The sequence below is a fragment of the Sphingomonas sp. 35-24ZXX genome (genome assembly GCF_000786215.1).
In the GTDB taxonomy this organism is placed as follows: Bacteria; Pseudomonadota; Alphaproteobacteria; order Sphingomonadales; family Sphingomonadaceae; genus Blastomonas.
Genome location: NZ_JROG01000003.1, coordinates 242,216 through 255,775 on the forward strand (window position 1 = coordinate 242,216; position 13,560 = coordinate 255,775).

Genomic DNA, 13,560 nt, shown 5'->3' on the forward strand with positions numbered 1-13,560 from the left:
AATTACTTCTTCTTGAACAACAGGGTCATGCGGTCGGATTCGCCGATCGCGGCATATTTGTCGCGATCGACATCCTTGAGCGCATAGTTGGGCGGCAGCGTCCAGACGCCGCCGGGATAGTCCGCGCTGTCCTTCGGGTTGGCGTTGATCTCGCTCTTGCCGGCCAGCACGAACCCGTGCTTTTCGAACATCGCGATGACATCGGCTTCCTTGAGATAGCCCTTGGAACCATCGACATAATCCGCGGGCGCACCGGCCTTGGCGCGGTGCTGTTCGACGCCGATCATGCCGCCCGGCTTGAGCATGGCGTGCATCGCGTCAAGCTCGCTGCCCAGGATGCCCCAGCGGTTCATGTTGTGCAGCATACGGAAAATGAGGATGCGGTCGACCTTGCCGGCAAGCTCTGCCGGCACCGCGTTGGTGACATGGGCGTGGATCTTGTCGGCAGCGATGCCGGTCGCCTTGGCCGCGCGTTCGGGATAGGCGGTGGGGAATGCCGCCATCTGCGCCTTGCGCTGCTCGTTGAAGGACGCTGCCACCGGCGATACGCCGAGCGCCACATATTTGCCGCTGGTCACGGTCAGCGGTGCCAGGATCTTGGTGTACCAGCCTGCATCCGCGGCATATTCGGCGACCACCATGTTCGGCGCGACCTGAAAGAATTCCAGCGTTTCCTTGGGGTGGCGATACTTGTCGCGCGCCTTGTCTTCTCCGCGCAGATCGGCGGTGACAGCCGCATCGATCGCAGCAGACGCGCTAGCGCTTTCGGCGGCGACAGCCGGCATCGCAGCGAGCATCGGCAGAGCAGTGCCTGCAATCAGGGCAGGAATGATCAGGTGGCGCATGGGTGGCAATCCTCAGTGTGTTGTGGTGCGGCAGATATAGGAAGCTTGATGGGTGCGGCTATACCCGGCCCGAGAAAACCGATCAATCGAACTGCGGCATCTGTTGGCTGGCGCAATGGAAGCTGCCACCGCCGGCCAGCACCGCGTCCGCGCGCAGGCCTATGGTGCGCCGATTGGGGAAGCATGCCGCGATCGCGTCGACCGCGGGGCCGTCCGATGCGCCGCCATAGACCGGCACCACCACCAGATGGCTGGTGATTGCGAAGTTCATATGGCTGGCGGGCTGGACCTTCACCTCGCCTTCGGCATCGGTCCGTTCGACCAGGCCGGGCGAGGGGATGGGAATGACTTTCAGCCCGAAGGCTTCGGCGCGCTGGCGGGCATCGGCATAGATCGCCGCATTGGGGTCGTCATGGCCTGCTGCCACCGGCAGCGCCAGCGTGCCCGGAGCCACGAAGCGCGCCAGATTATCGACATGCCCGTCGGTATGATCGTTGATCAGGCCGTCGCCCAGCCACAGCAGCCGTTCGATCCCCAGGTCGCGGTGGAGCCGTGCCTCGATTTCCTGCCGCGACAGATGCGGGTTGCGGTTGGGGTTGAGCAGGCACTGTTCGGTGGTAACGCCAAGACCGGTGCCGTCGACATCGATCGCGCCGCCTTCGAGCACCCAGTCCGCCCTGGCTGACGGCAGCGCGGCTTCGTCGGCCAGCGTAGCGCCGATCTCGGTGTCGCCGGGCATCACATATTTGCCGCCCCAGCCGTTGAAGCCGAACAGCTGTGCTTTCGCCCCGCTGCCTGCTTCGCGGACCACCAGCGGCCCGGTGTCGCGCAGCCAGATGTCGCCATAGCGGTGGACGCGGATATCGACCGCATCGCCGGTAAGGCCGCGCGCCAGCCTGGCATGGTCCTCGTCGGGACAGACCAGCCGGGCCGGTTGACCGCTTTCGGCCACGGCGCGGGCAAAGGCTGCGATCTCGCTCTGGGCAGGGGCCAGAAAGCCCTGCCATTCATCGGCAAGATGCGGAAAGCCGATCCACAGCCATTGCTGCGGGCTCCATTCGGGCGGCATCATCTGCGTCATCGGATCAGCTCGCTCCATGCAGATCACTGGCCGGCACGGCTCTGGTCGCGAATGGCGCGGAACTCATCGCCCTCGACCCAGTTCGGCCAGCTCTGCGACATCGCAAGGCTTCGCCCGACACGGTAGTAGAGCGACAAATCCGCGATCACGCCAGACCAGTCCCAGTCCGGGTTGAACTCGTCCTTGGGGCCATGATAGCGATTGACGGTATAGTCCTTGGCAGCCGCTTGGCCGGCCGCCTTGCCACCCACCACCAGATCATCGCCGCCATCGATATACAGCATCGGCACGCCCTGCTTGGCGAGGCTGAAATGGTCGGACCGGTAGTAATAGCCGTTCTGCGGCGTCGCGTCGGCCTCTGCCACGCGGCCCTCGGTGGTCAGCGCTGCAGCGAGGAAATCATCGAGCTGCGACTTGCCCTTGCCGACCACGGTCACGTTCTTCGATCGGCCTGCCATCATGAACGCATCCATGTTGATGCCGCCCACCGTCTGTGCCAGCGGATAGATGGGGTTCTGGCCATAATAGGCCGAGCCGAGCAGCCCCGATTCCTCTGCGGTTACCGCCAGGAAGACAATGCTGCGGTCGGGTGCCCCGGCTTTGGCGAACGTTTCGGCCAGCGCCACCAGAGCCGCGGTGCCGGTGGCATTGTCGACCGCCCCGTTGCAGATGTCGTCGCCATCCGCTGCGGGCTTGCACCGGCCCAGGTGATCCCAGTGCGCCGTGTAGAGCACATATTCGTCGGGGCGCCTGGCCCCCGGCAGAATGCCGATGATGTTGTTCGAGATGGTCGTCTCGATCGCGTTGGCAAACGACACCGATGCCTTGACGCCCAGCGGCACGGGCTTGAAGCCCTTGCGCTTGGCAGCGGCGCTGAGCGTCGTCAGATCCTGCCCGGCGCTGGCCAGCAGCTTTGCCGCGGCTTCCTTCTGGATCCAGCCATTGGCCTTGGTCTGGCTGGCGCCCTTGTCGGCGCTCTGCGCGAAGAATTGCGGGCCGGTCCAGCTCGATTCGACCACGCCCCAGCCATAGGCGGCGGGCACGGTATCATGCACGATCAGCGCGGCGGCCGCACCTTGCCGGGCGGCTTCCTCATATTTGTAGGTCCAGCGGCCATAATAGGTCATCGCCTTGCCGCCGAATTCGCCACTGAGATCGGGGCTGTCATAATCGGGATCGTTGACCAGGATGATCACGGTCTTCCCGCGCACGTCGATCCCGGCATAATCGTTCCAGCCCTTTTCCGGCGCGTTGATGCCATAGCCGACGAAGACGACGTCGCTATCGACGATGTCGATCGCCTCGGCCTCGCGATAGGTGCCTATCACCATGTCCTTGCCATATTCGAACGACAGGGGCGTCTTGCCGCCGGTAATGGCAAGCGGGCTGTTTTTTCCCGCCTCGATGCTGACCAGCGGCACCTTCTGCAACCAGCTGTCGCCATTGCCGGGCTTCAGCCCCGCCTTGGCAAACCTTTCCGTCAGCAACGCGATGGTCTTCTGTTCACCGACGCTGCCGGGCGCCCGGCCTTCAAACTCGTCGGATGACAGCATCCGCGTGACGTCACGCATCGTATCTTGCGATACCGATGGCGACGCGACGTCAGGGATATCGAGCGACTGCGCCTGCTGTGCGTGGACAGGGTTGGCGGCCATCAGTGCAAGCGGTGCCGCTGCAATTTGGAACAGGGTCTTGAGGGTCATGGGCGCTCTTTTCGCAGAAATGGGGAATGGGCGAGCAAAGGCGCTGCCTTGCGCGCGTGTTTGCCATTCCCGTGTCACGCAGGCAAGCGCGGTGGTTTCCGGCACCGCGACGCATGCTTGTGAAATGCAACGAAATTCCTTAACGCGGGTATGGAAATTAACATGTGTCAATGACCGGCGACGCCGCGGTTACGCCATTTCGCTTCGGCAAGTCTCCGGGTTCAAGAGGGTCAGGCCTGCATTTCATGGCGTTTGATAGCTCCGCAGACGCCGCGCCAGAGGCTGGAACGCCGCTGGACGATGAAGCGTTCAAGGCTCAGCTCGCGTCGCTGATCCCGCACCTGCGCGCCTATGGCCGTTCGCTCAGTGGCAATCGGGATGTTGCCGATGATCTCGTCCAGGACACGATGCTCAAGGCCTGGGCGGCGCGCGCACGGTTTTCCGCGGGAACCAACATGCGGGCGTGGACCTTCATCATTCTGCGCAACTCGTTCCTGTCGCAGCGCAGGCGTGCGCGCTTCACCACCGAATGGGATGATGTCGTTGCCGATCGCATCCTGTCGATGCCGGCCGGACAGGGCGACCAACTACACCTTGCTGATGTCCAGCGGGCGCTGATGCAGCTCCCCGAAAGCCAGCGCGAGGCGCTGATCCTCGTCGGCGCGGGCGGATTTTCCTATGAGGAAGCCGCCGATATCTGCGGCGTGGCACTGGGCACGATCAAGAGCCGGGTCGCGCGCGGGCGGTCGGCGCTGTCCGCGCTGATCGAGGATACCGTGGCCAGCGAAGGGCGCGGCGAGCGCACCGCCGACCCGATGGCTGCAATCATGGCGGATGTCGACAGGGTCAGCGGCGGCCTGCCTGGCCGGGTGGACGACGACGACTGAGCCTCAGCCCGCAGCGATGATTGCCTATCCACCAGTCGGGGGCTAGCACCGCAGCGATGATTGCCCAGACAGCCCTTGCCGAAGCCGCGCAGCGCGCCCGGACCCATGCCCCGTTCCTGGCATCCGCGATGGACCGCAATCCCGGGCTTATCGAGAGACTCGATGCCGAGGGGCTGGATGCCACGCTTGTATGGCTGGCTCAGGCTTTCAGCGATGCGAGTGTGAGCGAGGCGCTGCGGCGACGGAAGAACGGCCTGTCGCTCGTGCTGGCCGTGGCCGATCTGGCAGGCGTACTGACAGTCGACGCTGTCACGCGGCACCTGTCCGATTTTGCTGATCAGGCGCTGGATGCAGCGATCGCCGATGTGTTTGCGCGGCGGACCCCCGATGCTCCGGTGCAGGGGTTTGCGGTCATCGCGCTCGGCAAGCATGGCGGGCAGGAGCTCAACTACTCGTCGGATATCGACCCGATCTTCATCTACGACCCCGAAACCCTGCCGTGCCGGCCGCGCGAGGACCCCGCCGATGCCGCGCAACGGATCGCGCGGCAGCTGATCGACATGATGAGCCAGCGCGATGGCCATGGCTATGTCTTCCGCATGGACTTGCGGCTGCGCCCGGCCGCCGAGGTCACGCCGCTGGCGATTCCCGTCGATGCCGCGCTGTCGCATTATGAATCGCAGGCACTGACCTGGGAGCAGGCCGCCTTCATCCGGTCGCGCGCCGCAGCCGGCGATCGCACGCTTGGCCAGTATTTCATGGATGCGCTTCGCCCCTTCATCTGGCGGCGGTCGCTCGATTTCGGGACGATCGACGAGATCGCCTCGCTGACCCGGCAGATTCGCGACCATTACAACAAGGGGCAGCTGCTGGGCCCGGGCTTCGATCTCAAGCGCGGGCGCGGCGGCATTCGCGAGGTCGAATTCTTCACCCAGGCGCATCAGCTGATCCATGGCGGGCGCGATCCCGCGTTGCGCCTGCGTTCGACGCTGGATGCGCTGGCGGCGCTGGCAGGGCAGGGGATCGTGCCCAGCGACGAAGCCGAACTGCTGGCGCAGCATTATCGTTCGCTGCGCACTTTCGAGCACCGGCTGCAGATGATCGACGACCAGCAGACTCACAGCCTGCCGCTCGACCAGGCGGCGATGGACAATGTCGCGCAGTTGCATGGCCTGCCCGGTGGTGCGGCGATGATCACAGAGCTTCGCACGGTGACCGGCGATGTCGCAGCAATCTATGATGGCCTGATCGCCTCTCAAAAGGCGAGCGAGGATGACGCCGCGATCACGTTGAGCAACGATCCCGAATTGCTGACCGAGGCGCTGGCCGGAGCCGGCTTGGCCGAGCCCGAGACGCTGGCATCGCGGGTCCAAGCGTGGCGCGGCGGCGCGGTGCGGGCGCTGCGCAGCGCGGCTGGGCGCAAGGCCTTCGAAGAAGTGCTGCCAGCTCTGCTGGCGGCCTTTGCCGATGCGCCCGATCAGACTGCAGCGCTCAATCGCTTCGACGATGTGCTGCGCCAGCTGCCCAGCACGGTGAACGTGTTCCGTCTGTTGCAGGCGCGGCCTGCGCTGATGCAGACCCTGGTCGATGTCTTGAGCCATGCGCCGACCCTTGCCGAATCCCTCGCGCGGCGCGGCGACCTGCTCGATGGGCTGATCGACGCCAGTGCCTTCGATCTGGTCGGCAGCGTCGAGGCGATCGTTCGGCGGTTGTCGCGTGAGGAGCCGGGCGATGATTATCAGCAGCGGCTCGATGCGGTGCGGGTACGGGTGGGCGAAATGCGGTTCGCGCTCGGCGTCCAGCTGATCGAGGGGCGGCACGATCCGGTGGATATTGCCGGGGGCTATGCGCGCGTCGCCGAGGCGGCCATCATCCGCCTGGCAGATTGCGCGATCCGCGAATTTGTCGATGTCCATGGACAGATGCCCGATAGCGAGCCCGTCATCCTGGCACTGGGCAGGCTGGGCGGCGGCGCGCTCACCCATGCGTCGGATCTCGATCTGATCTTCCTGTTCAGCGGCGAGATCGGCGGCGAGTCCGACGGTCGTCGTCCATTGGGAAGCACGCAATATTATAACCGGCTGGCGCAGCGCATTATTGCCGCACTAACGGTGCCCACCGCGGCAGGGGCCTTGTACGAGGTCGATACCCGGCTGCGGCCCAATGGCGCGCAGGGGCTGCTCGCCGTATCCTTTGCCAGCTTCGAGGAATATCAGCGCAGCCAGGCCTGGACCTGGGAACATATGGCCTTGTGCCGGGCGCGTGTCGTCTATGGCTCCGATGCCAGTCGACAACGGCTGGAGGGGATCATTGGCGACGTGTTGCACGCCCCGCGCGACAACGCCCAGACCTTTGCCGACGCGCTCAAGATGCGCAGCGACATGGCCGCGCACAAGAAGCCGCTCGGGCCGCTCGATGTGAAGCTGTTGCCCGGCGGGCTGGTCGATATCGAGTTCATCGTGCACGCCTTGCAGCTCACCCGTCACACCGGTTTCCATCCCGACCTGCGCGAGGCACTTGCCGCATTGACCCAGGCCGGGTTGGTCGACCCGACACTCGGCGAGGCGCATGACTTGATGGCCCGGCTGCTGATCACGCTGCGGCTTGTGGCGCCCGATTGCGCGGTGCCGCCGCCCGCCAGTCAGGCGCTGATCGCCAGGGCCTGCGGTCTGGCCGATTGGGATTCGCTGCTGGCTGCGGTGGAAACATCGCGCACCAGTGTTCAAATCGCCTGGCAGCACCTATTTGGGGCCGAACCGCCCGCAGAGTGAGAAGGACAAGACGATGACCGATATTGGCGACAGCATTCCCCCGATGGCGCTGACCCGGCCCGATGGCAGCAGCGTGTCGGCTGCCGACTATGAAGGGACCGCCTGGGTGCTGTATTTCTATCCCAAGGACGACACCACCGGCTGCACCAAGGAAGCGCAGGAGTTCAGCGCGCAGATGGCAGCGTTCGAGGCTGCGGGCGTGCAGGTGCTGGGCGTGTCGAAGGACCCGCCCAAGAAGCACGTCAAGTTCATCGAGAAATACGCCCTGACCGTGCCGCTGGCAAGCGATGCCGAAACCGACGGACTCGCAGAGGCGATGGGCGTTTGGATTGAAAAGTCGATGTACGGCAAGAAGTACATGGGCATGGATCGTTCGACCTTCCTCATCGGCAAGGATGGCAAGGTGGTCCGCGTGTGGCGCAAGGTGAAGGTCGCAGGGCATGTCGATGAGGTGCTGGCCGCCGCCCAGGCGCTTTGAGCACCCATACGTCGCAAGACGTATGAAAACGGGCTCGCTGCGAATCGCAGCGGGCCTTTTTCATGCGCGATGACGGAAATATGCAATCGAACTGCCGCTCAAAGGGTTAACACGAGCGCGCAAATGGCCTCGGTTCGACCCTGATTCTGGCCCTGCCGACAAGGGTCTGAGCGCAAAAATGGCCAAAAATCGGCCTATTTGATCGTCGATAAAACGACTCAACGCGTCAGCCAGCCGGTTTAACGCTCCCTCGCCCCATGTGGGTTGCAGCGCACAAACATTTACCTCTACTCACAATGCTACGAAGTCGGAGGGAAGGGGTTCCAACGATTTTTGTGTTTTTCTACCCCGCCTCGCATGAGGCTGCGGGAAAGAAGGACAGCCGCCATGGCCCAACGGCCAGACGCGCTGCCCGGTAAAAAGGTGCTGAATATTCATGGTCGCAACCAGAATTATCGCTACGGTCCTTACCACCACCTCAGCCAGTCTGCTGTGCGCTGCATCACCCGCTCTTGCTGAAAGCAGCTCCACCGATGTCGCAGCGGTTGTTCCCTCGGCAGCAGCCGACAGCAGCCTGACCGGACAAGACACCGAATTCCGCGCCCTGTTCTCCGATTGGAAGTCCCTCGAAAAGCGCGATACCGGCCGGGTTTCGATCCCCTCGCGCAAGCCCGTCGACAGCTTCAAGCTCACCAGCCAGTATGGCTTCCGCGCTGATCCTTTCGCCGGACGCCGCGCCCGCCACAAGGGCGTCGACATGGCAGGTCCGATCGGTACCCCCATTTATGCCACTGCTGACGGTATTGTCGGCCGGGCCCAGTGGGTTGGCGGATATGGCCAGTATGTCGAACTCAACCACGGCGGCGAAATCCAGACCCGCTACGGTCACCTCTCGCAGATCCTGGTGCAGCCCAACCAGCGCGTCACCAAGGGCCAGGTCATCGGCCTGATGGGTTCGACCGGCCGCTCGACCGGCAGCCACCTCCACTACGAAGTCCGCATTGCCGGAAATTCGGTCAACCCGATGCCCTTCATCTCGTCGCGCGATTATCTGCTGGCGATCAAGGACGGCAGCCGGGTCGCCCAGGGTGGCCCCGCCGAATAATCCTTCTCCATTCCTTCAACGGATCACATCAAGCGCCGTATTTCCGGCGCTTTTTGTTTGTGCGTCGCTTAAATCTGGCGAAATCCCGTTGCTTTAATCGCGCGATTAAACAATGATGATGGCTACGACGGGAATCGTCCTGACACATGCCGAACGGCAGGCGGGCGGGTTCTTCGAGAGCAGGAGGGAATGTTGCTATGCATCCATCGATCCACGCCCGGTCTCAGGGTGACAAGCCAGCGGTGATCATGGCAGGCACCGGCCAGCAGATCAGCTACGCTCAACTTGATCGCCGTTCCAGCCAGATCTCGCAATATCTGCGCGAGCAGGGCATCGGCATTGGTGATACCGTGGCTCTGTGCCTGGAAAATCGCGCCGAATATTTCGACATCGTCTGGGGCGCGCAGCGCGCGGGGCTGATCTTCGTTGCGATCTCCAACCGGCTGACCGCCGACGAGATCGGCTATATCCTTCAGGATAGCGGCGCAAAGCTGCTGTTTACGTCCGACTATCTGACGCCGCACCTCGATGGCATCCGCAGTGCCTGTCCGGCGACTCTGATCGTCAGCCTGGACGATGCCGCGACCCTGGCCGAGATCGATGCGATGCCCGATACGCCGATCGCCGATGAGCGCGCCGGATCGGACATGCTCTATTCGTCAGGTACGACAGGGCGACCAAAGGGCGTGCGCCTGCCATTGCCCGAGGACGGCAATATCGCCGCCAGCAACACGCTGGTTGCGTTGGCGCAGGGTGCGTTCGGCTTTGGCCCCGACAGCGTCTATCTGTCGCCCGCACCGCTGTATCACGCCGCGCCGCTGCGCTGGTGCATGACCGTGCACAAGCTGGGAGGCACCGTGATCGCGATGGAAAAGTTCGATCCGGAGGCCGCACTGGCGCTGATCGAAAAGTACAAGGTCAATGTCAGCCAGTGGGTGCCCACCCACTTCACTCGGATGCTCAAGCTGCCCGAAGAGGTTCGCACGCGCTACGACGTCTCCAGCCTGAAATCCGCCGTTCACGCCGCCGCGCCATGTCCGGTGCCGGTCAAGAAAGCGATGATCGACTGGTGGGGGCCGGTGCTGAAGGAATATTATGCCGGCACCGAAGGCAATGGCTTCACGTTCATCTCGAGCGAGGACTGGCTGACCCATCAGGGTTCGGTCGGCCGTGCATTGCTGGGCACGATCCGTATCTGCGACGAAAGCGGCGAGGAGGTGGCTGCACGCTCCGAAGGCACTGTGTATTTCGAGGGCGGCGGCAAGTTCGAATATCACAACGATGCCGGCAAGACGCGCGAGGCGACGCATCCGCAAGGCTGGACGACGCTCGGCGATGTCGGCTGGGTGGATGAGGACGGCTTCCTGTATCTCACCGATCGCAAGAGCTTCATGATCATCTCGGGCGGGGTCAACATCTACCCGCAGGAGATCGAGAACCTGCTGGTCAGCCATCCCAAGGTTGCCGACGCGGCGGTGATCGGTGCTCCTTGCCCCGACATGGGCGAACGCGTAGTGGCGATCGTCCAGCCACTCGATCTGTCGCATGCCGGCGAGGATCTGGCGGCCGAGCTGTCGACGTATCTGCGCGCCTCGCTTTCGGGCGTGAAGGTGCCGCGTCAGATCGACTTCCGCGACGACCTGCCGCGCCATCCGACGGGCAAGCTCTACAAGCGGCTGCTGCGTGACGAATATTGGGCTGCAGCAAAAGCCGCCGAAGCGATGGCAGGAGCCTGAGCCATGGCCACCATAGCCCCCGCCACCCTGCCACCCGAAGTTTCGGCAAAGATCGTCAACCCCGCCGCTTACGGCGAGTGGAACGGCATCAAGGAAACCTTCCGCTGGGCGCGCGACAACATGCCCGTGGCCCTGGTCGAGTCCGAAGGCTATATGCCGTTCTGGGCGATCACGCGGCATGAAGACATCATGACGGTGAGCAAGGACAATCAGCGGTTCCTCAACGCGCCCAAATCGGTGGTGCTGGGCCCGGTGGCGGTGCAGATGCTCACCCATATGATTACCGGTGGTAGCCCCCATCTGGTGCGTTCGCTGGTGACGATGGATGCTCCCGAGCACATGGACTATCGCAAGCTCACGCAAAGCTGGTTCATGCCCAAGAGCCTTGCCAGCATCGAGGACAAGATCCGCGGCATCGCGCGTAGCTCGATCGATGCGATGATCGCCACGGGAGGCACATGCGACTTCGTCCATCAGGTGTCGGCGCTGTATCCGCTGCATGTGGTCATGCAGATTCTCGGCGTGCCGCATGAAGACGAACCGCTGATGCTCAAGCTGACGCAGGAAATGTTCGGCGGCGAGGATCCGGATCTCAACCGCGCCCGCTCGGTCGAGCTGACGCCCGAGCAGGTCACGCAGTTCGTGATCGATGCCGTACGCGACTTCGAAGGCTATTTCATGCAGCTCGCGGCCGATCGTCGCGCCAACCCGCGCGACGATGTGGCGACGGTGATTGCCAATGCGGTGATCGACGGTGAACCGATCAGCGACCGCAATGCGGCCGGCTATTACATCATCGTCGCGGCGGCAGGCCACGATACCACGTCCGCTTCGACCGCGGGCGCGATGTGGGCGCTGGCCAACGATCCCGAACAGTTTGCCCGGATCAAGGCCGACCGCAGCCTGCTGCCGGGGCTGATCGAGGAGGCGATCCGCTGGACGACGCCGGTGCAGCATTTCATGCGGACTGCGGCGGAAGATTGCGAGATCGGCGGTCAGCGCATCGCCAAGGACGACTGGCTGATGCTGTGCTATGTCTCGGGCAATCATGATGAGCGGGTGTTTCCCGATCCCGACCGGTTCGATGCATCGCGTGGCCCCAATCGCCATGTCGCCTTTGGCGCGGGCGTCCATCAGTGCCTGGGTCTGCATCTGGCACGGATGGAAATGCGCATCCTGTTCGATGAACTGCTCGATCGGATCGAGAGCGTCGAGCTGGCCGGGGCGCCCAAGCGGGCCAGCAGCACCTTTGTCGGCGGACCCAAGACGCTGCCGATCCGCTTTGTGGCACGATGAATAGATAGTGGCGCGCGGCGGGCCCCGGATGTAGCCTGCGCACCACGCCCCATATGACATAAGCCCACGCCGCCAAGGTATCGGGCACGCTTCACAGGAAAGGAATGTTCCGATGGTTCAGCAGTACAGCGTTCTCATCAACGGCCAGCTGGAAAAGCCCGGCAAGTGGCTCGACGTCGTCAACCCGGCGAACGAGCAGGTGATCGGCCAGGTGCCCGATTGCGGCAAGGAAGAGCTGGACCGGGCGGTGGCCGCCGCGCGCGCCGCGTTCAAGACCTGGTCGAAGACCCCGATCGACGATCGCCGGGCGGTGATCATGAAGATTTCGTCGGCGATCAAGGAAAACGCCGATGAGCTGATGCGGCTGCTGACCAGCGAACAGGGCAAGCCGCATGCGCAGGCGACCGGCGAAATCTATGGCGCTGCCGGCATGGCAGCAGCCCAGTCGACACTGAGCCTGGAAGACGAGATCAACGAAGACAGCGAAACCCGCCTGTCGCGCACCCGCCGCGTGCCGGTGGGCGTGGTCGGCGGTATCGTGCCGTGGAACTTCCCGGTGATGATGGCGGTCCAGAAGATCGTGCCCGCGCTGCTTTCGGGTTGCACGATGGTGCTCAAGCCCTCGCCGTTCACCCCGCTGGCTACGCTGCGCATCGTCGAGCTGATCGCCGATCAGGTGCCTGCAGGGGTGCTCAACGTCATCACCGGTGGGGACGACCTGGGCCCGCTGATAACCGCGCACCCCGATATCGACAAGATCACCTTCACCGGCTCGACTGCCACCGGCAAGCGCGTGATGGAAACCGCCTCGAAGGACTTGAAGCGCATCACGCTGGAACTCGGCGGCAACGATGCCTCGATCGTGCTTCCCGACGCGGATGTGAAAAAGGTGGCCGAACAGCTGTTCTGGTCGAGCTTCACAAACGCGGGCCAGATCTGCGTCGCGGCTAAGCGCATCTATATCCACGAGGATATCTATGACGAGCTGTCGGCGGCGATTGCCGAATATGCCCGCCACGTGAAGGTGGGTGATGGTGCGGAACAGGGTACCGCCGTCGGTCCGATCCAGAACAAGAAGCAGTACGAGCGCGTGCTCGAGCTGATCAAGGACGCCAAGGACAACGGCTACAAGTTCCTGGTCGGCGGCGATCACGATCCTTCGATCCCCGGCTATTACGTGCCGATCACCATTCTTGACAATCCGCCCGAGGATGCGCGCATCGTTGCAGAAGAGCAGTTCGGCCCGGTGATGCCGCTGATGAAGTTTGCAACCGTCGACGAGGCCATCGCGCGCGCCAATGCTTCCGAGTATGGGTTGGCCGGCGCGGTGTGGACCAGCAATCCCGAAGAGGGCGTTCGCGTGGCCGAACAGCTGGAAACCGGCACCGTATGGGTGAACGAATTCCTCCACCTCTCGCCGTTCGCACCCTTTGCCGGGCACAAGCAGTCCGGCTTTGGCGCTGAATATGGCAAGGAAGGCCTGCTGGAATTCACCTATCCGCAGGTCATTACCGTCAAGCGCGAAAAGGCGGTGGCCTGATCGAGAAACCTCCCCGGGCCCGTCTCGGGGAGGATTCTTCTTTCCGTTGACGTCAGCCGCAACGCGGTTTAACCGTTCGATTAAATCCATGGCGGAGTCGCGCGGCTAGCGCGGTTTG

At 63.5% G+C, this 13,560-nt stretch carries 10 protein-coding genes; 7 read left to right on the forward strand and 3 right to left on the reverse strand.

Going from position 1 to position 13,560, the window contains the following annotated elements; all coding sequences use genetic code 11:
* Window positions 1-2: 2 nt before the first annotated feature.
* From LI72_RS03865 to LI72_RS03875, 3 genes are all read right to left on the reverse strand, one after another.
* Window positions 3-845: a class I SAM-dependent methyltransferase gene (locus LI72_RS03865; RefSeq protein WP_033924556.1), complete on the reverse strand. Its 843-nt coding sequence runs from the start codon at window positions 843-845 to the stop codon at window positions 3-5.
* Window positions 846-927: 82 nt separating this feature from the next.
* Window positions 928-1,926 carry an agmatine deiminase family protein gene (locus tag LI72_RS03870; RefSeq protein ID WP_033925261.1) on the reverse strand — a complete coding sequence of 333 codons (999 nt, stop codon included), beginning with the start codon at window positions 1,924-1,926 and terminating at the stop codon, window positions 928-930.
* 23 nt (window positions 1,927-1,949) lie between these two features.
* Window positions 1,950-3,629, reverse strand: a complete 1,680-nt coding sequence (locus tag LI72_RS03875; protein WP_033924557.1) for a M28 family metallopeptidase — start codon at window positions 3,627-3,629, stop codon at window positions 1,950-1,952.
* A 245-nt stretch (window positions 3,630-3,874) separates the two neighbouring features.
* On the opposite strand from LI72_RS03875, the gene LI72_RS03880 reads away from it, so the two are divergent.
* The 7 genes from LI72_RS03880 (at window position 3,875) to LI72_RS03910 (ending at window position 13,442) form a co-directional block, all read left to right on the forward strand.
* A complete protein-coding gene (locus LI72_RS03880; RefSeq protein ID WP_052129487.1) occupies window positions 3,875-4,516 on the forward strand; it encodes a sigma-70 family RNA polymerase sigma factor in 642 nt (213 codons plus the stop codon).
* A gap of 56 nt (window positions 4,517-4,572) precedes the next feature.
* On the forward strand, window positions 4,573-7,287 hold the full coding sequence (locus LI72_RS03885) for a bifunctional [glutamine synthetase] adenylyltransferase/[glutamine synthetase]-adenylyl-L-tyrosine phosphorylase (protein WP_052129488.1): 2,715 nt from the start codon (window positions 4,573-4,575) through the stop codon (window positions 7,285-7,287).
* Between the two features lie 13 nt (window positions 7,288-7,300).
* Window positions 7,301-7,765 carry a peroxiredoxin gene (locus LI72_RS03890; protein ID WP_033925264.1) on the forward strand — a complete coding sequence of 155 codons (465 nt, stop codon included), beginning with the start codon at window positions 7,301-7,303 and terminating at the stop codon, window positions 7,763-7,765.
* A gap of 436 nt (window positions 7,766-8,201) precedes the next feature.
* Window positions 8,202-8,870, forward strand: coding sequence for a M23 family metallopeptidase (locus LI72_RS03895; RefSeq protein WP_033924558.1), 669 nt, complete (start codon window positions 8,202-8,204; stop codon window positions 8,868-8,870).
* 197 nt (window positions 8,871-9,067) lie between these two features.
* Window positions 9,068-10,606 carry an acyl-CoA synthetase gene (locus tag LI72_RS03900; protein ID WP_033924559.1) on the forward strand — a complete coding sequence of 513 codons (1,539 nt, stop codon included), beginning with the start codon at window positions 9,068-9,070 and terminating at the stop codon, window positions 10,604-10,606.
* A 3-nt stretch (window positions 10,607-10,609) separates the two neighbouring features.
* Window positions 10,610-11,902 (forward strand): cytochrome P450, encoded by a 1,293-nt coding sequence (locus LI72_RS03905; RefSeq protein ID WP_033924560.1) that lies wholly within the window; start codon window positions 10,610-10,612, stop codon window positions 11,900-11,902.
* Window positions 11,903-12,014: 112 nt separating this feature from the next.
* On the forward strand, window positions 12,015-13,442 hold the full coding sequence (locus LI72_RS03910) for an aldehyde dehydrogenase family protein (protein ID WP_033924561.1): 1,428 nt from the start codon (window positions 12,015-12,017) through the stop codon (window positions 13,440-13,442).
* Window positions 13,443-13,560: the final 118 nt, after the last annotated feature.